Here is a 19113-nt window from a genome sequence, read left to right on the forward strand (position 1 = left end):
CGCCGTCGGCGAGCGGTGGTCCCGGTCGCGCGCGGCCGGCGGGGTCGCGTAGGGTCGAGGCCGTGCGACGCGACGGACGGCTGGGTGTCGGGATCATCGGCGCGGGTCGGGTCGGGCCCGTCATCGGCGCCGCGCTCGCCGGTGCGGGACACGCGATCACGGGGATCACGCGCGGGTCCGACGACGACCGCGCGTCCGCCGTCCTGCCGGGCGCACCCGTGCTCGACGCGCTCGAGGTGGTGCGGCGCAGCGAGCTCGTCGTGCTCGCCGTGCCGCGCGCGGAGCTGGCGGCTCTCGTGGCCGGGCTCGCCGAGGTCGGCGCGTGGCAGCTCGGCCAGCTCGTCCTCCACACGGACGCCTCCCACGGCATCGAGGTGCTGCGGCCGGCGGCCGAGAAGGGGGCCATCCCGCTCGCCGTGCACCCCGCGATGGCGTTCACAGGCACGAGCGTCGACCTGCGCCAGCTCGCCGCGTCGTATGCGGCGGTGACGGCGCCACCCGCCGTGCTGCCGATCGCGCAGGCGCTCGCCGTCGAGCTCGGATGCGAGCCCGTCGTCGTCGCCGAGACCGACCGCGCAGCGTACGCGGAGGCGATCGAGACGGCATCCGCGTTCTCCCGGCAGATCGTCCATCAGGCGACGGCGCTGCTGCGCGGCATCGGCGTCGAGAACCCCGGCGGCTACCTCTCCGCGCTCGTCCGGTCGACGGTCGACCAGGCGCTCACCGAGGCGACACCCGCCATCCCCGACCTGCCGCTCGACGACTGACGGGGGCGGACGGCGCGCCAGGGGAGGCGCAGAGGGGCCGACTAGACTGGTCGCAGACTTTCCCCGAGGAGCCCCCGCATGTCTGAAACGCCCGTCGAGAACGCCCCCGAGACGCCCGAGGACGACATCTTCGAGCAGAAGGCGGTGCGACTGGCGAAGCGTGAGCGGCTCGTCGCGGAGCGCGAGAGCGCGGCGGGCGGCGCGTACCCGGTGTCGGTTCCCGTGACGACGACCATCCCGGCCCTGCGCGCCGAGTACGGCGCGCTCGAGGCCGGCGCCGAGACGGGCACGACGGCGGGCGTCGCAGGCCGCGTCGTCTTCAGCCGCAACACCGGCAAGCTGTGCTTCGCGAGCCTGCAGTCCGGCGACGGGTCCCGCATCCAGGCGATGGTGTCGCTCGCCAACGTGGGCGACGACTCGCTCGCGGCATGGAAGGAGATCGTCGATCTCGGCGACCACGTCTTCGTGTCGGGCGAGGTGATCTCGAGCCGCCGCGGCGAGCTCTCCATCATGGTGACCGAGTGGGCCATCGCGGCCAAGGCCGTCCTGCCGCTGCCGAACCTGCACTCCGAGCTCAGCGAGGAGAGCCGCGTGCGCAGCCGGTTCCTCGATCTCATCGTGCGCGACCAGGCGCGCGACACCGTCCGCGCGCGGGCGAAGGTCAACGCCAGCCTCCGCGCGACGTTCGAGGGCCACGACTTCGTCGAGGTCGAGACCCCCATGCTGCAGGTGCAGCCGGGCGGCGCGACGGCCCGGCCGTTCATCACCCACTCGAACGCCTTCGACACCGAGCTCTACCTGCGCATCGCGCCCGAGCTCTACCTCAAGCGCGCCGTCGTCGGCGGCATCGACCGCGTGTTCGAGATCAACCGCAACTTCCGCAACGAGGGTGCCGACTCGACGCACAGCCCCGAGTTCGCCATGCTCGAGGCCTACCAGGCCTACAGCGACTACAACGGCATCGCCGACCTCACGCAGGAGCTCATCCAGAACGCCGCCGTCGCCGTGGCGGGCTCGACGACCGTGACCTGGGCGGACGGCACCGAGTTCGATCTCGGCGGCCAGTGGGAGCGCGTCTCGATGTACCCCTCGCTGTCGGAGGCCGCCGGCGTCGAGGTGACGCCCGAGACGCCGCTCGGCGAGCTGCTCGCCCTCGCCGCGGCGAACGGCGTGGAGGTGCCGCCGCACGCCACGCACGGCAAGCTCGTCGAGGAGCTGTGGGAGCACTTCGTCAAGCAGCACCTCACGCGCCCGACGTTCGTCATGGACTTCCCCCTCGACACGAGCCCGCTCGTGCGCGAGCACCGGTCGATCCCCGGCGTCGTGGAGAAGTGGGACCTGTACGTGCGCGGCTTCGAGCTCGCCACCGGGTACTCCGAGCTCGTGGACCCCGTCATCCAGCGTGAGCGCTTCGTCGAGCAGGCGAAGCTCGCCGACCGCGGCGACGACGAGGCCATGCGCATCGACGAGGAGTTCCTCCGCGCCCTCGAGCACGGCATGCCGCCGACGGGCGGGATGGGCATGGGCATCGACCGCCTCCTGATGGCCATCACGGGCCTGGGCATCCGCGAGACCATCCTCTTCCCGCTCGTCAAGTAGCCTCACGCGGCCCCCGGCCGCTCGAACGCCCACTCCGGCAGCATGCCGTGCGAGGCCATGGCCCCGACGAGCTGCGCGAGTCCGTGCTGGTCGTCGACGGCGAGCGCCTGCCGCGCATACGCGAGGGCGTGCGTGCCGTGGCCGAGAGCCCACATGAGCCAGGCAGCCGACGCGAGCGCCCCCGCGCGCGAACGGCCGGGCGCGGAGGCCGCGAGCCGCTGCACGAGGGCGAGCGCGCGTTCGAGTCGGTCGGGATCGGGGCGGGGTCCCTCTCCCTTGAGTCGCAGCGGTCCGTCGGGCAGGGAGTCGTCGCCGTCGGCCCATCGCTCGTTGAGGTCGAGGACGTCCCACCCCTCCTGCAGGTCGCTGCTCCACTGCGAGAGCGCGACATCGCGGAAGCACGGCCGCTCGAGCGCCCAGACGAGGAGCGCGGCGAGGTACGGGTCGAGGTCGTCCGTGTCCCATTCGAGGCACTCCTCGAAGACGACGGGCAGATCGGCGGCGAAGCACGCGGTCGCGAGCGCTCGAGGAGGGATGCCGCGGCTCGACGCCGCGCCGATCGCGCTGGTCCCCGGATGGTCGTCGCCCACGATGACGGCCAATGCGCGACCGAGCTCGAGATGCGCCCGCCCGAGGCGCTCGCGCTCGGCGAGGTCGACGGCGGGCGGGGCGATCCCCGCACCCTGGTCGGGCAGCACGTCGTCGCCGCCGGGAACGGCGCCTTCGTGGGCGATCTCCTCGAGCGGGCGCGGCGTCGGCCGCCCGTCGGCGTAGGCGCCCCATCCGTCGGCCGCGACGCACAGCGCATCCCTCACCTCGAGCCCGCAGTGGTCGGCGCGCTCGCGGAGTGCCTCGACGAGGCCCGCGAACGCCATCCCGTCGGCGCCCACGAGGGGCTCGTCGGTGTAGACGACGGCGGCGAACTGCGTCACGTCGCGCAGGCGGCACATCATGCCGAGCGCGACGGCGACGGCCTCGGGCCACTGCTCCGGCCGCTCCGGCAGGTCGATGCGGGCGGCGCCGGCCGTGCGACCGTCCTCGAACGGGACGACGAGGAGGCTGCGACGCGGGCGGTAGCCGCAGACGTGGGGGAGGAGCGAGAGGAACGAGCGGGCGTCGCGGGCGCGGATGATCGTGGTCATGGTCAGAGGCTGGCCCGGGCGGGCGGCGTGCGGGCGGGTGTCCACAGCCGGGATGGCCGGCGCGCCGGGCCCGCGCGACCTGTGGACGGGAGGACGCCCCCAGGAAGCCCTCCGGCCCGCCGCGTACGATGGCGGCGTGGACAGTTTCTGGATGGCGGCGCTGTGGTCGCTCGCGCCCACCGTCGTCATCGCGATCGTCTTCTGGCTGATCCTCCGCAACATCCTGAAGTTCGACCGCACCGAGCGCCGTGTGTACGGCGAGATCGAGGCGGAGGAGCGCGCCAGGCGCGGCCTGCCTCCCCGCGAGGGCTGATCCCGGAGCGGCGCGGGAAAGCAACCCCCTGTCGCCGCTGCACGCTCGCGGATACGTTCGCGGCATGACGGTCACCCTCCTCGGTCTCGCGACCCTCGTCCCTCCGACCGTGCTGCATCAGGACGAGGTGCGCGACGTCTTCGCCGCGCAGCCCGGCCAATCGCGGCTCGCGCAGCGCCTCGTCACGACGTCGTTCGGCGTCTCGGGCATCGAGCGCCGCCATACCGTGCTGCGCGAGCTGGGCGGCGGCGATCCCGACGGCGGCGAGCCGCTCTTCTACGACCGCGAGACGCGCGAGCTGCGCTCTCCCGGCACGAAGGCGCGAAACGAGATCTACATCCGCGAGGCCACCCGCCTCTACGTCGACGCGGGGCGCGCCGCGCTCGCGCAGCAGCGGGCGCTCGGCGCCGACGACGTCACCCACGTCATCACCGTCTCGTGCACCGGCTTCTATGCGCCAGGACCCGACTTCGTCGTCGCGCGCGACCTCGGCCTGCCCGCCGACGTGCAGCGATTCCACCTCGGCTTCATGGGGTGCTACGCGTCGCTGCCGGCGCTCCGGCTCGCGACGCAGCTGTGCCTGGCCGATCCCGACGCCGTCGTCCTCGTCATCAGCGTCGAGCTCTGCACGCTGCACCTGCGGCCCTCCGACGACCCCGACACGATCGTCGCCACCTCGCTCTTCTCGGACGGCGCTGGCGCCGCCCTCGTGACGGCTCGGCCCGTCGGGTCGGACGAGCCGGGCTTCGAACTCGACCGCTTCGCGTCGCGCGTCGCGCCGGAGGGCGAGGGCGACATGGCATGGCGCATCGGCGACCACGGCTTCGAGATGGTGCTGTCGAACGCCGTCCCGGCCATCCTCGGGCGTCACGTCGTCGACGCCGTCCGCCCCCTTCTCGCCCCCGAGCCGGCGCTCGCGCGCGCGCTCGACGACGGGGCGGCGGGCGCGGCCATCCCGCACTGGGCCGTGCATCCGGGCGGGCGGAGCATCCTCGACCGCGTCGAGGCGTCGCTCCACCTCGACGAGGCGCAGCTCGTCCCGGCGCGGGCGACCCTGCGAGACTTCGGCAACATGTCGAGCGCGACCGTGCTGTTCGTGCTGCGGCACATCCTCGACTCTCCCGCCGCTGCGGCGGGAGAGCGGGTCGCCGCGATGGCGTTCGGACCCGGCCTGACGGTCGAGTCCGCGCTCCTCACCATCCGGGGCTCGTGATGCGCGGGCGGGATGCCGACGTCCGCGAGCTCATGGACGACCCGGCATGCGATCCCGTCCGGCTCGATCGGACGTATGCCCGATTCGGCATCGTCAACGCCGTCGTGGCCGCTCCCCGGCGCACCTACGCGCGGTGGATCGGGCCGCGACTGCGCACGGGAGGCGTCCGCCTGCTCGACATCGGCACGGGCGGGGGAGACTTCCCGCGCGCCGCCGCCCGGTGGGCGCGCGGCGCCGCGCACCCGCTCGACATCCTCGCGATCGACCCCGACCCGCGCGCGTACGGGTGGGCGATGCGCGGGCCGCATCAGCACGGCCTGCGCATCCGGCAGATGACCGCGGAGGCCGTGCTCGACGCGGGCGAGCGGTTCGACGTGGTGCACTCGAACCACGTCCTCCACCACCTCGCGGACGACGAGGTGGTGGAGCTCCTGCGCGTGTCGGACCGGCTCCTGCGGCCCGGCGGCGTCGCGGTCCACCGCGACATCGCCCGGTCGGGGCTCGCCTTCGCCGTGTTCGCGCTCGCCACGCTGCCGTTCCAGCCCTGGCTGCTGCGCGGCACGTTCATCCGCCCCGACGGGCTCACCTCCATCCGCCGCAGCCGCACGGCGCGCGAGCTCTCCGCTCTCGTGCCGGACGGCTGGGAGGTGCGGCGCGGATGGCCGTGGCGCGTCGAGGCGGTGCGCGCACGATGAGCGCGCACGACGTCGCGGTCGTCGGCGGCGGACCCGTCGGCCTCGTGCTCGCATGTCTGCTCGCGCAGCGCGGCGTCGACGTCGTCGTGCGGGAGCGCGCGGAGGCGCCGTCGCCGCTCACCCGCGCCATCGGCATCCACCCTCCCGGGCTCGCCGTGCTCGACGCCGTCGGGATCGGCGACGCCGTGAGAGCCGAGGCCGTGGCCATCCCGGGCGGCGCGGCGCTCCGCCGAGGCCGCACGCTCGGCCGCCTCCGGTTCCGCGATTCCGTGCTCTCGCTCACGCAGGACCGCACGGAGCGGCTCCTCGAAGCGCGCCTTCGGGAGCTCGCCCCGCGGGCGCTCTCGCGCGGCGTCGAGGTCGAGGCGGTCCACCTGGCGCCCGACGCGGTCGAGATCGAGGACAGCCGGGGCGGGGCGTCAGTGCGGGTCCTCGTCGGAGCGGACGGCGCCCGCAGCCTCGTGCGCGAGGCGGCCGGCATCCGATGGGAGCGCCGCGATCCCGATGTCGCATTCGTCATGGCCGATGCGGCCGACGACACCGGATCCGGCGCTGTCGCGGTCATCCACCTGGAGGCGGAGGGCGTGGTGGAGTCCTTCCCGCTGCCGGGAGGCCGCCGCCGCTGGGTCGTGCGCACCGACGACCCGGCCGCCCGTTCCCGCGCGGGCTTCGCGGCCGTCGTCCGCGCACGCACGGGCGCCGTCCTGAGCGCCCTCGGCGAGCCGAGCCCGTTCGCGGCCCGTCAGCGTATCGCCGAGCGGTTCGCCCGCGGGCGGGTCGTGCTCGTCGGCGACGCGGCGCACGAGATGAGCCCCATCGGCGGTCAGGGGATGAACCTCGGGTGGCTCGACGCGGCCGCGTTCGCCGAAGCCGCAGGCGACGGCCGCGGGCGCGCGGAGCCGTGGGCGGCGTATGCGGATGCGCGCCGCGAGGCCGCCCTCCTCGCGCAGCGGCGCGCGCGCTTCAACATGGCGATGGGTGCTCCGAGATCGGGCGCCGCGCTGCTCGTCCGCGACGCGGCCGTGCGGATGATCGCGCTGCCTCCCGCGCGCCGCGCCGCGGAGGGCGCCTTCACCATGCGCGGCCTGTGAGCGCGCACGCTGTCAAGCCCCTGCCCTCGCCGGTTCGGACGCGGTCTGCTGTTCGCGGGGGAGACGTCGAGAGGAGCAGCACATGAGCGACACCACCGTCAGCAGGGTCCGCTACGCGGGCACGCCCGTCCAGAAGGTCGCCCTCGTCTTCGGGGTCGTCTTCCTCCTGGTCGGCATCGCAGGGTTCATCCCCGGGCTCACGACCGACATCGGGTCGCTGGAGATCGCGAGCCACACGTCGGGGGCCATGCTCCTCGGCATCTTCCAGGTGTCGATCCTGCACAACCTCGTGCACGTGATGTTCGGCGTCGCAGGACTCGCGCTCGCGGGCTCCGCGCCCGGATCGCGGGGATACCTGATCGTGGGCGGCGTGCTCTACCTCGCACTGTTCGTCTACGGCCTCGTGGTGCCGCACGACCACGCGGCGAATTTCGTGCCGCTCAACAGTGCGGACAACTGGCTCCACCTGGGTCTCGCGGTCGTCATGATCGCGGCGGGCGCTCTCCTCGGCCGGGACGCCCGCCGACGGGTGTGAGGCGCGTCGTGACGGCGTCGGTCCGGCGGATCGGCGCCGTCGCCGCGCTCGCCGCTGTCCTCGCGACGAGCGCGTGCGGCCTGCGCATCCCCGAGGACCCCGACGGCACGCTCGACGCCGTCGTCGCCGCCGGGGTGCTCGCCGTCGGCGCATCCGACGAGCCGGGACTCGTCGAGGTCGACGCGGGCGCGGCGACGGGACCCCTCGCCGACGTCGTGGAGCGCTTCGCGGACGGGATCGGCGTCGGCGTCACGTGGACGGAGGGCAGCGAGGAGACGCTCGTCGGAATGCTGGAGACGGGTGACATCGACATCGCCGTCGGGGGATTCACCGACGCCTCGCCGTGGATCGACCGCGCGGGCCTCACATGCGGCTACCCCGACCTGCCCGGCGCCGAGGGGCGCCCCGTCGTCCTCCTCGTGCCGCTCGGCGAGAACCGCCTCCTCGCGGCGCTCGAGGCGCACCTCGATGCGGAGGCCGGCGCGTGAACGTCCGGTGGCATCACTTCGGCCGCACCGACCTGCCGGCCGAGCAGCGCGACGCGCTCCGCCGAGCCGTCCGGTGGGAGGTCTTCACGATCTGCTACACGGCCGCGACGATCGCGCTGCTGGCCTTCGTCGTCGGCGGCTCGCAGGCCATGCGCACGGCATGGATCGAGGACATGCTGTCGCTCATCCCGCAGTTCGCCTTCCTCGCGGCGCTGCCGTTCGTGCGGAAGCCCCCGACCAGGGAGTACCCGTACGGCAAGCACCGCGCCATGGGCGTCGGCCATCTCGTCGCGGGCGTCGCGCTCCTCGCAGTCGGCGCGAACCTCGCCGTGGAGGCCGTCGTCTCCCTCGTGTCGGGCGAGCACCCCACGATCGGCACGGTCGCCCTCTTCGGGCACACCATCTGGCTCGGCTGGCTCATGATCGCCGTCATGCTGCTCATCATCGTGGGGCCGGTGTTCCTCTACGGCCCCGCGAAGGCGAAGCTCGCTCCCGTGCTGCACAACAAGCTGCTGCACGCCGACGCCGACATGGCGAAGGCCGACTGGCAGACGACCGTCTCGTCGGTCGTCGGGGTGCTCGGCGTGGGTCTCGGCGTGTGGTGGCTCGACGGCGCCGCCGCTCTCGTCATCTCCGCGGGCATCGTGTGGGACGGCGTGCGCAACACGCGCGCGGCCGTCGTCGACCTCATGGACCGGCGCGCCCGCACGTACGACGACGCCGAGCCGCACCCCCTCGCCGCCGCGGCGGTCTCGCGCCTGCGTCAGGCGCACTGGGTGCGGGATGCCGCGGTCCGCGTGCGCGATCAGGGGCAGGTGCTCCACATCGAGGCCTTCGCCGTGCCGCGACGACGCGGCGTGCGCGTGGACGACCTGACGCGCGCGGCCGAGTCGATCGCCGCGCTGGACTGGAAGGTCCAGGACGTGCAGGTGATCCCCGTCGCGCACCTCCCCGACGAGGCCGACCCCGGACGATAGACGCCCGAAAGCCGCCCTTCGATAGGCTGGGGCGAACGGAGGGGAGCGGCGTGGACTGGCTCATCAGCTCTGCCTTCTGGATCGGCGCGTACACCGTCGTCGACATCATCGTCCGCGTGCTCGCGCTCATCATCATCCCGCGCAACCGCAAGCCGACATCCGCCATGGCGTGGCTGCTCGCGATCTTCCTCCTCCCGATCCCCGGGCTGCTCCTCTTCCTCCTCATCGGCAACCCGCGGCTGCCGCGCAAGCGCCGTCGGATGCAGACGGAGATCAACGCCGTGCTCCGCGAGGCGAACGAGAGCCTCGAACGGGGCACGCTGCGCCCGCACGAGCCCGCGTGGTTCAGCGCACTCGTGCGCATGAACCGCGAGCTCGGCGCCCTCCCGATCTCCGGCGACAACGGCGTCCGCCTCATCACGGGGTACCAGGAGAGCCTCGACGCGATGGCCGAGGCCATCCGGCGCGCGCAGCGCTATGTGCACGTCGAGTTCTACATCTTCAAGTCCGACCGGTCGACGGAGAACTTCTTCCGGGCGCTCGAGGAGGCGTGCGCGCGCGGCGTGGAGGTGCGCGTGCTCATGGACCACTGGGCGAACCTGTCGAAGCCGCTCCACAGGAGGACGCGCGACCGCCTCACCCGCATGGGCGCCGACTGGCACTACCTGCTGCCCCTGCGGCCCCTCGGCGGGCGCTGGCAGCGGCCCGACCTGCGCAACCACCGCAAGCTCCTGGTCGTCGACGGGGAGGTCGCGTACCTCGGCTCGCAGAACGTCACCGACGCGAGCTACAACGTGAAGGCGAACATCCGGCGCGGGCTGCAGTGGGTCGATCTCATGGTGCGGCTCGACGGGCCGGTCGTGTCGAGCGTCGACGCCGTGTTCCTCAGCGACTACTACAGCGAGACGGGCGAGACGCCGGCGGGCGTCGACCTGCGCGAGATGGACGACGGCACGGGCGACCTCGACTGCCAGGTGGTGCCGTCGGGCCCCGGGTTCGAGGTCGAGAACAACCTGCGCCTGTTCCTGGGCCTGATGTACGCGGCGCAGGACAAGATCATCATGATCAGCCCCTACTTCGTTCCGGACGAGGCGCTCATGCTCGCCGTGAGCGCCGCCGTCTCGCGCGGCGTGCGCGTGGAGCTGTTCGTGTCGGAGATCAGCGACCAGGCCATGGTCTTCCATGCGCAGCGCAGCTACTACGAGACGCTGCTCACGGCCGGGGTGAAGATCTACCTCTTCCCGCCGCCCTACATCCTGCACACCAAGACGCTGTCGATCGACGACGAGGTCGCCGTCATCGGGTCGAGCAACATGGACATGCGCTCGTTCGGCCTCAACTTCGAGGTGTCGCTGCTCGTGCGCGGCGAGGAGTTCGTGCAGCAGCTGCGGAGCGTCGAGGACGACTACCGCGCGCGCTCGAAGCGGCTCGACCTCGTCGAATGGGTGCGGCGCCCGTTCTGGAGCCAGGTGCTCGACAACCTCGCGCGGCTCACATCGGCGCTCCAATGATTCAGAGGGGCGGATGGCCCCTCGGCACCGCGAGCAGCAGGCCGCCCTCGTCGACACGGCAGAGCAGGCGCACCGCCTCGCCGAACTCGTCGCCGTCGAGCTCGACCGGCTGCGCCTCGACCGCCGCCGCCTCGACGGAGCGCCCCTGAAGGAACCGGACGGAGGTGTCGTGGCGCCTCTCGATCACGCGCCGGCCGAGACGCGAGCGGCGCAGCACGGAGTTGTCCCACCACACCTTGCGGAACACGCCGAGCCAGCCGAAGGGCCCCGACGGCTGGATGAGCGCGATGTCGAGCCGTCCGTCGGCGATCGACGCCTCGGGGATGAGCTCGATGCCGGCGGGGAGCGTGCCGCAGTTGGCGAACAGGACGCTCTGCACCTTGGCGGCGTGGAGCTTGCCGCCATCGACCTGGTAGACGACGCGGAACGGGTGCGCGCCGGGGAGCGACCGCGCGGCGCCGTCGACGTACGCCACCCACCCGACCTGCTTCTTGAGACGAGGGCTCGTGTTGGCGATCATGGCGGCGTCGAGCCCGATGCCCGCCATGACGACGAACGCGTGGTCCTCGACGGCCCCGTCGGGCCTGCGCAGCCGCGCGATGCCGATGTCGACGGCGGCGGTGTCGCCCTCGATCGCCGCGCGCACCATCTCGTCGGGGTCGGCGAGCGGAAGGCGCAGGTTGCGGGCGAGGAGGTTGCCCGTGCCGCTCGGGACGATCGCGAGCCGCACTCCCGTCCCGTTCATCGCCTCCGAGACGGCGCGCACGGTGCCGTCTCCACCCGCCACGAGCACGACGGCCACCCCCTCGTCGAGCGCGCGCCGCGTGACGGCCTGGCCCGGGTCGTCCACCGTGGTCTCGAAGACGAGCGGCGGCAGCCATCCGGCCTCGTGCGAGAGCAGCGTCACGGCCGACCGCAGGGCGTCGGCCGAGGCGACCTTCACGGGGTTGTAGACGAGCGCCGCCCGCTTCGCGGAGGCGTCGTGGGCGGTCATGCTCACACTCTAGGTGGCGGACGGCCGCGGGCTCAGCCCGTCCAGTCCTCCGCCAGGACCCCGTAGTGCATGCCGTCCATCCAGACGCCGGAGCGGTGCAGCCCGGTCTTGCGGCTGAACTCCTCCCGCACCATCCCGACGCGCTCCATCAGGCGCCACGACGGCTCGTTCGCCGCGAAGCACCCCGCGTGGACGCGGCGCAGCCCGAGCGCCCCGAAGCACGTCGCGATCACGGCGCGGACGGCCTCGGTCGCGTAGCCGCGACCGGAGTGGCCGGGGTGCAGCGTCCAGCCGAGCTCGGCCTCGGTGCCGCGCGCGAGCTCGGCGACCTCGCGCTGCGCCCAGCCGTCCTCGACGCGGAGCATGACGTCGCCGATGACGAGAGGGCCATCCGGCTCCACGAGCTCGATGACGAGCGTCATGGCGAGCCGTTCGGGCTGCACGAGGTGCGCTCGGAATTCCTCGAGATCGGATGGCCCGTTCGTGATCCACATGGTCACCTCGGGCAGCCGACGATGGCGCCACAGCGCCTCGGCGTCGTCGGCCGTCGCCCGCCGGATGACGAGGCGCTCGGTGCGGATGGGCCAGTCGACGGCGTCGAGGGGATCGGACATGCGCCCCACGATACGGCCGTCCCTTCCGGCGCGGGCGACACGCCTAGACTCGGAGGGTGATCGACCCCGTTCTGCTCCGCGAAGACCCCGAACTCGTCCGGCGTTCCCAGGTCGCCCGAGGCAACTCGCCCGAGACCGTCGACGCCGCGCTCGCCGCAGACGCGTCGCGCCGGTCGGCGATCACGGCGTTCGAGGAGCTGCGTGCCGAGCAGAACGCGTTCGGCAAGCGCGTGGCGAAGGCGCCGAAGGACGAGAAGGCCGCCCTCGTCGCGCAGGCGAAGGAGCTCGCCGACCGCGTCAAGACCGCGCAGCAGGCCGCGAACGAGGCGGAGGAGGCCGCCCGCACGGCGCTCGACGCCATCCAGAACGTCGTCATCGACGGCGTGCCGGCGGGGGGCGAGGACGACTTCGTCGAGCTGCGGCGCGTCGGCGACATCCCGACCTTCGACCCGGCCGATTTCCCCGACGGCCCGCTCGACCACCTCGCGCTCGGCGAGAAGCTCGGCGCGATCGACATGGAGCGCGGCGCGAAGGTCTCGGGGGCGCGCTTCTACTTCCTGAAGGGGGTCGGCGCGCGGCTCGAGCTCGCGCTCATGAACTACGCCCTCGACACGGCCCTCGACAACGGCTTCACGCCCATGATCACGCCGACGCTCGTGCGGCCCGACATCATGGCGGGCACGGGCTTCCTCGGCGCGCACGCCGACGAGATCTACCGGCTCGAGGAGGACGACCTCTACCTCGTCGGCACGAGCGAGGTCGCGCTCGCCGGCTACCACAAGGACGAGATCGTCGACCTGCAGGACGGCTCCCTCCGCTACGCCGGCTGGTCGACGTGCTACCGCCGGGAGGCGGGCTCTCACGGCAAGGACACGCGCGGCATCATCCGCGTGCACCAGTTCAACAAGCTCGAGATGTTCGTCTACACGACGCCGGAGGAGGCGGAGGCCGAGCACGCCCGCCTCGTCGCGCTCGAGGAGCAGATGCTGCAGTCGCTCGGGCTCGCCTACCGCGTCATCGACGTCGCGGCGGGCGACCTCGGATCGAGCGCCGCGCGCAAGTACGACACCGAGGCCTGGGTCCCCACGCAGGGCGCGTACCGCGAGCTGACGTCGACCTCGAACTGCACGACCTACCAGGCGCGTCGTCTCGACATCCGGCACAGGCCGGACGGCGGCAGGACGCAGCCCGTCGCGACCCTCAACGGCACGCTCGCGACCACCCGCTGGATCGTGGCCATCCTCGAGACGCATCAGCGACCGGATGGCTCGGTCGTCGTCCCGGAGCCGCTGCGGCCGTACCTGCGCGGCCTCGAGGTGCTGGAGCCGATCGCGTGACGCTCCCCGTCCCCGAGCCGGACCGCCTGTTCATCGCCCTCGACATCGACGGCACGGTGCTGCTCGAGGACGGGACGTCGAGCCCCGGCGTCGAGGAGGCGGTGGCCGAGGCCGTCGACCGCGGCCACGCCGTCACGCTCGCGACGGGGCGCAGCTGGGAGTCGACGCATCCCGTGCTCGACCGCCTGGACATCCGCCCGCCGTACGTCGTCTGCGCGAACGGCGCGACGATCATGTCGCGCGACGCCGACGAGCCGACCGGCTACGCCCGGCACACGATCGAGACGTTCGACGCCACCGAGGTGCTGCGCTTCATCCGCGGCCACCTGCCCGGCGCGAGCTACATGGTCGAGCTCGGCGACGGCACGCGGCTCTTCACCGACTTCATGGACGACTGGGACCTGAACCGGCCCGGCGCGCACCAGGTGCCGTTCGACGAGATGCTGGGCCTGCACGTCACCCGCGTCGTCGTCGTCTCGCCCGAGCACGACGGCGACGACTTCAACGACTTCGTCGAGCGGATGGGCCTGCAGCAGGTCACGTACGCCGTCGGATGGTCGGCGTGGCTCGACATCGCGCCGCAGGGCGTCAACAAGGCGACGGCGCTCGAGAAGGTGCGCGCGCTGCTCGACGTCGACCCGGCTCGCATCGTGGTGATGGGCGACGGACGCAACGACGTCGAGATGCTCGCCTGGGCGCGAGACGGAGGCGGCGAGGCCGTCGCCATGGGGCAGGCTCCCCTCGAGGTGCAGCAGCACGCGTCGCGCCTCACGCTCTCGGTCGAGGGAGGCGGCGTGGCCGCCGCCCTGTCGCAGCTCGGCGCGGCGACCTCGACCATCCGCTGACGGCGCTCTGCCAGGGCGCGCACAGGAGCGGCCCCGACAATGGCGGGAGGTCCGGTCGACTAGACTCGACGCCAGTCCACGGGCATCCGTGGGCACGGAGGGTTGTCCGAGCGGCCGAAGGATCCGGTCTTGAAAACCGGTGGGCAGAAATGTCCCGTGGGTTCGAATCCCACACCCTCCGCCCAGGCCCCCGTGGCCGGAGCGACCTCGTCCAGCCGAGAGGACCCGAGTGAGCGACACCCCCCGAGACGGCGTGCGGCGCACGATCGCCCGCCACGGCCGTCTGTCGACGCTGACGCCCGCCCGACAGCTGCTCCGCGTGCTGGCCGTGAGCCTCTCGGTCGTGCTCGTGAGCGGGCTCGGCGTCGTCGCGTACGCGGCGGCGGACTTCGGGGCGACCTTCGCCGCCGACGCCGTCGTGCTGGACGGGCAGGAGTCGACGCCCCCCGACATCGGCGCCCTCGACAACGAGGGCGTGAACATCCTGTTCGCGGGCCTCGACGCGTGCGAGGAGGAGTACGCGCAGTACTTCGGCGACGGCCGCTGCCCGGAGGACGCGTACTACTCGGAGGACTCGCGCGACGGCGTGCTCAACGACGTGAACATGGTCGTGCACATCTCGCCGGAGCCGCGCAAGGTCACCGTCATCAGCTTCCCGCGCGACCTCATGATCGAGGCGCCGGAGTGCACCGACCCGCAGGGCAACGTCACGGCGGCCTCGTCGTACAGCCAGCTCAACCAGGCGTACTACCGCGGCGATCTCGGGTGCATCGCGACGACGATCGAGAGCTTCACGGGCCTGTCCATCGACTACGCCGCGACCGTCACCTGGGGCGGCGTCATCGAGATCACGAACGCGATCGGCGGCGTCGACGTGTGCATCGGCGGCGAGGGCATCTACGACGAGCACACGGGGCTCGCGATCGCGCCCTCCGAGAACTACACGCTCGTCGGCGTCGAGGCCCTGCAGTTCCTCCGCACCCGCTACGGCGTCGGCGGAAGCGACCTCAACCGCATCAGCAACCAGCAGGTGTACATGTCGGCGCTCGCGCGCAAGCTCACGAGCGAGGAGGTGCTCACGAATCCGGGCGCGCTCCTCACGCTCGCGCGCACGACGCTCGAGAACGTCGACCCGTCGTCGAGCCTCACGAACCCCGTCACGCTCGTGCAGATCGCCATGGCGGCCGCGGATGTGCCGCTCGACGAGTTCACGTTCGTGCAGTACCCGGTCGTCGACGACCCGTACGACTCCAACCGCGTCGCCCCCGACTACGCGTCGGCCGAGCAGCTGTGGGCGGCGCTCGACGCCAACGTGGCGATCGACCTGAGTGGCGACACCGGCGGCGGCGCCGTGCTCGCCGAGGGCGAGGAGGGCACCGAGACCGAGGCCCCCGTCGACACGACGGCGCCGACCGAGTCGGCCACCGCGACGCCCGACCCGACCGAGACGATCGCGAGCGGCGAGCTGGGCTCCAACGTGCACGGCACGAACGCCGGCCAGGTCACCTGCTCCAACGGCGCGGGCTGAGTCGCGGTTCGCGGCATCCCATCAGACCCGTTAGGATGGAGGACGTGTCTGCGTGCAGGCACATGGAGACGTCGCATAGTCAGGCCTAGTGCACCACCCTGCTAAGGTGGAGTCCCCGTAAGGGGACCAGGGGTTCAAATCCCCTCGTCTCCGCCAGGATGGCCCCGCTTCGGCGGGGCCTTTCGCGTGCCGCGCGCTAACGCCCGCGGTCATCCCCCGTCAACCCGCTCCCGTCCCGCGCGCCGAGGTCGCACGATGGAGGCTCGACGAGAGGAGAGCACCATGTCGGATGTGCAGAACCACGATGAGGGCGACGCGCTCGACGTGCAGCCCGAGGAGCAGCGCGACGACGCCGAGCTCGAGGAGCCCAGCACGGAGCAGGAGCCGGGGGAGGAGCCGAAGGCCCCCGAGCCCGATGGCAAGGAGCCCAGCCACCATGCTGTCGGGATCGGCGTGCACGACGCCGAGATCCCCGGCGAGGAAGGCGCGGACGAGGTCGACGCCTCGGAGAGTTGACCCCGGCGCGGCCATCCCGTCGAGACCAGCCCTCGTCGTCGAGACCCGTGCTCCGTGTTTGGGCCTCGACGACGAAGGCTGGTCTGCGGCGTCGCGGAGCCTTGACGTACCAACCTTGTATCGGTAAAAATCAACCTCATGACCTCCACCCCGATCCGCGCCGTCGTCAACGTCGACCTCCCGGGCGCCACCATCAGCCGCCACCTCTACGGGCACTTCGCCGAGCACCTGGGGCGGTGCATCTACGGCGGGTTCTGGGTCGGCGAGGGGTCCGACATCCCGAACGAGGGCGGCATCCGCCTCGACGTCGTGGAGGCGCTCCGCGCGCTCGGCATCCCCAACCTGCGCTGGCCGGGCGGCTGCTTCGCCGACGAGTACCACTGGCGCGACGGCATCGGCCCGCGCGACGAGCGCCCCCGTACCGTCAACAGCCACTGGGGCGACGTGGTGGAGAACAACGCGTTCGGCACCCACGAGTTCATGCAGCTGTGCGAGATGCTCGGCGCCGAGCCCTACGTGAGCGGCAACGTCGGTTCCGGCACCGTGCAGGAGATGAGCGACTGGGTCGAGTACCTCACGCGCGGCGACGACTCGCCGATGGCCCGGCTCCGCAGGGAGAACGGACGCGACGAGCCCTGGACGGTGCCGTTCTGGGGCGTCGGCAACGAGCCGTGGGGCTGCGGCGGCAACATGAGCGCGCAGACCTTCGCCGACCTCGCGCGCCAGTACGCCACCTACGTGCGCCAGCACAGCGGCAACAGCGTCTACCGCATCGCCGCGGGGGCATCGGATGGCGACTACCGGTGGACGCAGACGCTCATGGAGGCGCTCGGCAGCGTCGAGCGTCCGGGAGACCTGCGCGGCGTGTTCCAGGCGATCTCGTTCCACTACTACTCGATGACCGGGACGTGGGACCGCAAGGGCAGCGCGACCGAGTTCACGGTCGACGAGTTCTACCGCGCCATCGCCGCGGCGGCGAAGGCCGAGCGGTTCATCGAGGGGCACTCGGCCGTCATGGACGTGTACGACCCGGAGAAGAAGATCGGCCTCGTCCTCGACGAGTGGGGGACGTGGTGGGATCCGACCCCGGGCACGAACCCCGGCTTCCTCGAGCAGCAGAACACGCTGCGCGACGCGCTCGTCGCGAGCGTGCACTTCGACGCGTTCCACCGCCACGCCGACCGCCTCGTGATGGCGAACATCGCGCAGACGATCAACGTGCTCCAGGCGATGCTGCTCACCGACGCGGAGACCGGCGCTCTCGTGCTGACGCCCACCTACCACGTGTTCGAGATGAACCGCGGCCACCACGATGCCCGTGCGCTCGACGTGCATCTGCTGGACGACGCGCCCGTACGGGAGTCGTCGGCGGGCGACGTCCGCACGCTGTCGGCATCGGCGTCGCGCAAGGACGGCCGCGCCCTCCTCTCCCTCACGAACGCGCACGACGCCGACGCCGCGACCGTCGCCATCCAGCTGCGCGGAGCATCCGCCGGCGACGTGCGCGGCCGCATCCTCACGGCCGCCGCGATCGACGCGCACAACACGTTCGCGACCCCCGATGCCGTGACCGTGACCGCGTTCGACGGGTTCTCCCTCGACGGCGACGTGCTCACCGTGACGATCCCCGCGCACGCGTATGTGACGATCGATCTGGCGGTCGACCCCGCCGACTGACGGGAGGCGGGCGGATGGCGACCATCCACGATGTCGCGAAAGCGGCGGGCGTCTCCGCCATGACCGTCTCGAACGTCCTCAACGATCGCCCGCACGTGCGCGCGGAGACGCGCGAGAAGGTGCTGCGGGCGATCGCCGAGCTCGACTACCGCGTCAATCCGGCCGCGCGCCGGCTGCGCAGCGCGCGCACGGGCACGATCGGGCTCGCGGTGCCCGACATCGCGCAGCCGTACTTCGGCGTCCTCGCGTCGCATGTCGTGGAGGCCGCAGGTCGGCGCGGGCTGCGGGTGACCGTCGAGCAGACGAGCGCCGCGCGCGACAGGGAGCTCGAGGCGGTCGCCCTGTCGCGCCGTCTCATGATCGACGGACTCATCCTGAGCGCCCTCGGCGTGAGCGTCGACGACCTGCGCGCCATCGACTACCCCCTCGTGCTCGTCGGCGAGAAGGATCTCGCCGACGAGCTGCCGCAGGTGTCGATGCCGAACGAGGAGGGCGCGCGCGTCGCCGTCGCGCATCTCCTCGCGACCGGCTCGCGCCGCATCGCCGTCCTCGGCGGCATCGTCGAGGACGGCGGGATGGCCTCGGAGCGGCTGGCGGGGTACCGGCGCGCCCATGTCGACGCGGGGCTCACGCCCGACCCGGCGCTCGCGGTGCCGGCCGAGCGCTACGGCATCGAAGGGGGCGCCGCGGCCGCAGCGGAGCTGCTGAGGCGCGGCGCCCCCTTCGACGGCGTCTTCTGCATGACCGACGCCGTCGCGCTCGGCGCGCTGCACGCGCTCGTCGGCGCCGGGCTGCGGGTGCCGGAGGACGTGCAGCTCGTCGGCTTCGACGACGTGCCGGCCGCCCGCTACGCGAATCCCGCGATCTCGACCGTGAGCCCCGACCACGCGTTCATCGCGGAGACGGCCGTCGCCCTGCTGGAGCGGCGGATCGCGGGGGAGGATCTGCCCGCACGTCGCCGCACCGTGAGCCCCTTCTCGCTCACCCTGCGCGGGACGACGCGCCGGGCCTGAGCCGCGCCATTCGGCCGCCGGAGCGTCGAAGCGCTTGCGCGCACGGTGAAGAGCTGCCGTCGAGCACCGGGTGCAATCGCGCGTTCTCCCGCGCTCACGCGTGTGGGAGCGCTCGCATCCCACGAATATGTGCTTGACGACACCAAATTCTCCGGATACTTTCTTCGAAGCGGTTCGACAGACGCCCGCACTCGCGCCGCGAGGCACGCGACGACGAGCACATGACACCGACACGAAGGAGTGGGGATGGCTGTGCGC

At 72.3% G+C, this 19113-nt stretch carries 19 protein-coding genes and 2 tRNA genes; 18 read left to right on the plus strand and 3 right to left on the minus strand.

The features are described from left to right. The first annotated feature begins 62 nt into the window (after positions 1-62). Positions 63-767: a DUF2520 domain-containing protein gene (locus ACWGPF_RS13670; protein WP_452333319.1), complete on the plus strand. Its 705-nt coding sequence runs from the start codon at positions 63-65 to the stop codon at positions 765-767. A gap of 78 nt (positions 768-845) precedes the next feature. Beyond that, the gene (lysS, locus tag ACWGPF_RS13675) at positions 846-2366 is read left to right on the plus strand and encodes a lysine--tRNA ligase (RefSeq protein WP_452333320.1); all 1521 of its coding nucleotides are present in this window, start codon (positions 846-848) and stop codon (positions 2364-2366) included. A gap of 2 nt (positions 2367-2368) precedes the next feature. On the opposite strand, the gene ACWGPF_RS13680 is transcribed toward lysS, so the two are convergent. Then, positions 2369-3508, minus strand: coding sequence for a DUF4192 family protein (locus ACWGPF_RS13680; protein ID WP_452333321.1), 1140 nt, complete (start codon positions 3506-3508; stop codon positions 2369-2371). 136 nt (positions 3509-3644) lie between these two features. On the opposite strand from ACWGPF_RS13680, the gene ACWGPF_RS13685 reads away from it, so the two are divergent. From ACWGPF_RS13685 to cls, 8 genes are all read left to right on the plus strand, one after another. Continuing rightward, positions 3645-3821, plus strand: coding sequence for a hypothetical protein (locus ACWGPF_RS13685; RefSeq protein WP_345438515.1), 177 nt, complete (start codon positions 3645-3647; stop codon positions 3819-3821). A gap of 64 nt (positions 3822-3885) precedes the next feature. Continuing rightward, entirely contained in the window at positions 3886-5034 is a 1149-nt protein-coding gene (locus ACWGPF_RS13690) for a type III polyketide synthase (RefSeq protein WP_452333322.1), read from the plus strand. Continuing rightward, entirely contained in the window at positions 5034-5729 is a 696-nt protein-coding gene (locus ACWGPF_RS13695; protein ID WP_452333351.1) for a methyltransferase domain-containing protein, read from the plus strand. Before ACWGPF_RS13690 ends, ACWGPF_RS13695 begins: the two co-directional genes overlap by 1 nt. Next, complete coding sequence (locus ACWGPF_RS13700; protein ID WP_452333323.1) at positions 5726-6820, plus strand: FAD-dependent oxidoreductase; 1095 nt, start codon at positions 5726-5728, stop codon at positions 6818-6820. The genes ACWGPF_RS13695 and ACWGPF_RS13700 overlap by 4 nt, the downstream gene beginning before the upstream one ends. A gap of 82 nt (positions 6821-6902) precedes the next feature. Further along, a complete protein-coding gene (locus ACWGPF_RS13705; RefSeq protein ID WP_452333324.1) occupies positions 6903-7355 on the plus strand; it encodes a DUF4383 domain-containing protein in 453 nt (150 codons plus the stop codon). A gap of 8 nt (positions 7356-7363) precedes the next feature. After that, positions 7364-7843 (plus strand): hypothetical protein, encoded by a 480-nt coding sequence (locus tag ACWGPF_RS13710; protein WP_452333325.1) that lies wholly within the window; start codon positions 7364-7366, stop codon positions 7841-7843. Beyond that, positions 7840-8820: a cation transporter gene (locus tag ACWGPF_RS13715; protein WP_452333326.1), complete on the plus strand. Its 981-nt coding sequence runs from the start codon at positions 7840-7842 to the stop codon at positions 8818-8820. The genes ACWGPF_RS13710 and ACWGPF_RS13715 overlap by 4 nt, the downstream gene beginning before the upstream one ends. Positions 8821-8870: 50 nt before the next feature. Next, entirely contained in the window at positions 8871-10331 is a 1461-nt protein-coding gene (gene cls / locus ACWGPF_RS13720) for a cardiolipin synthase (RefSeq protein ID WP_452333327.1), read from the plus strand. A 1-nt stretch (position 10332) separates the two neighbouring features. Here cls and ACWGPF_RS13725 read toward each other — a convergent pair whose 3' ends face one another. Both ACWGPF_RS13725 and ACWGPF_RS13730 read right to left on the minus strand, forming a co-directional pair. Then, entirely contained in the window at positions 10333-11325 is a 993-nt protein-coding gene (locus ACWGPF_RS13725; protein ID WP_452333328.1) for a diacylglycerol/lipid kinase family protein, read from the minus strand. 32 nt (positions 11326-11357) lie between these two features. Beyond that, positions 11358-11939, minus strand: a complete 582-nt coding sequence (locus ACWGPF_RS13730) for a GNAT family N-acetyltransferase (protein WP_452333329.1) — start codon at positions 11937-11939, stop codon at positions 11358-11360. 56 nt (positions 11940-11995) lie between these two features. Between ACWGPF_RS13730 and serS the strand changes: the two genes are divergently transcribed. The 8 genes from serS (at position 11996) to ACWGPF_RS13770 (ending at position 18855) form a co-directional block, all read left to right on the plus strand. Beyond that, positions 11996-13276, plus strand: a complete 1281-nt coding sequence (gene serS, locus ACWGPF_RS13735) for a serine--tRNA ligase (protein WP_452333330.1) — start codon at positions 11996-11998, stop codon at positions 13274-13276. Beyond that, complete coding sequence (locus tag ACWGPF_RS13740) at positions 13273-14121, plus strand: HAD family hydrolase (RefSeq protein WP_452333331.1); 849 nt, start codon at positions 13273-13275, stop codon at positions 14119-14121. The genes serS and ACWGPF_RS13740 overlap by 4 nt, the downstream gene beginning before the upstream one ends. A 96-nt stretch (positions 14122-14217) precedes the next feature. Continuing rightward, a tRNA-Ser gene (locus ACWGPF_RS13745) sits at positions 14218-14302 on the plus strand. A gap of 48 nt (positions 14303-14350) precedes the next feature. After that, positions 14351-15649 carry an LCP family protein gene (locus tag ACWGPF_RS13750; RefSeq protein ID WP_345438539.1) on the plus strand — a complete coding sequence of 433 codons (1299 nt, stop codon included), beginning with the start codon at positions 14351-14353 and terminating at the stop codon, positions 15647-15649. A gap of 64 nt (positions 15650-15713) precedes the next feature. After that, positions 15714-15805 (plus strand) — tRNA-Ser (locus tag ACWGPF_RS13755). 126 nt (positions 15806-15931) lie between these two features. Next, on the plus strand, positions 15932-16165 hold the full coding sequence (locus tag ACWGPF_RS13760; RefSeq protein WP_452333332.1) for a hypothetical protein: 234 nt from the start codon (positions 15932-15934) through the stop codon (positions 16163-16165). A 138-nt stretch (positions 16166-16303) separates the two neighbouring features. Further along, positions 16304-17842, plus strand: coding sequence for an alpha-N-arabinofuranosidase (locus ACWGPF_RS13765; RefSeq protein ID WP_452333333.1), 1539 nt, complete (start codon positions 16304-16306; stop codon positions 17840-17842). A 14-nt stretch (positions 17843-17856) separates the two neighbouring features. Further along, complete coding sequence (locus ACWGPF_RS13770) at positions 17857-18855, plus strand: LacI family DNA-binding transcriptional regulator (protein ID WP_452333334.1); 999 nt, start codon at positions 17857-17859, stop codon at positions 18853-18855. Positions 18856-19113: the final 258 nt, after the last annotated feature.

The organism is Microbacterium sp. NPDC055683 (assembly GCF_053617895.1).

What these genes read in the sequence shown, in the direction of transcription:
- lysS (WP_452333320.1), top strand. Translation starts at nt 846, where the DNA reads ATGTCTGAAACGCCCGTCGAGAACGCCCCCGAGACGCCCGAGGACGAC.
- ACWGPF_RS13680 (WP_452333321.1), bottom strand. Translation starts at nt 3,508, where the DNA reads ATGACCACGATCATCCGCGCCCGCGACGCCCGCTCGTTCCTCTCGCTC.
- ACWGPF_RS13690 (WP_452333322.1), top strand. Translation starts at nt 3,886, where the DNA reads ATGACGGTCACCCTCCTCGGTCTCGCGACCCTCGTCCCTCCGACCGTG.
- ACWGPF_RS13695 (WP_452333351.1), top strand. Translation starts at nt 5,034, where the DNA reads ATGCGCGGGCGGGATGCCGACGTCCGCGAGCTCATGGACGACCCGGCA.
- ACWGPF_RS13700 (WP_452333323.1), top strand. Translation starts at nt 5,726, where the DNA reads ATGAGCGCGCACGACGTCGCGGTCGTCGGCGGCGGACCCGTCGGCCTC.
- ACWGPF_RS13705 (WP_452333324.1), top strand. Translation starts at nt 6,903, where the DNA reads ATGAGCGACACCACCGTCAGCAGGGTCCGCTACGCGGGCACGCCCGTC.
- ACWGPF_RS13725 (WP_452333328.1), bottom strand. Translation starts at nt 11,325, where the DNA reads ATGACCGCCCACGACGCCTCCGCGAAGCGGGCGGCGCTCGTCTACAAC.
- ACWGPF_RS13730 (WP_452333329.1), bottom strand. Translation starts at nt 11,939, where the DNA reads ATGTCCGATCCCCTCGACGCCGTCGACTGGCCCATCCGCACCGAGCGC.
- ACWGPF_RS13760 (WP_452333332.1), top strand. Translation starts at nt 15,932, where the DNA reads ATGTCGGATGTGCAGAACCACGATGAGGGCGACGCGCTCGACGTGCAG.
- ACWGPF_RS13765 (WP_452333333.1), top strand. Translation starts at nt 16,304, where the DNA reads ATGACCTCCACCCCGATCCGCGCCGTCGTCAACGTCGACCTCCCGGGC.
- ACWGPF_RS13770 (WP_452333334.1), top strand. Translation starts at nt 17,857, where the DNA reads ATGGCGACCATCCACGATGTCGCGAAAGCGGCGGGCGTCTCCGCCATG.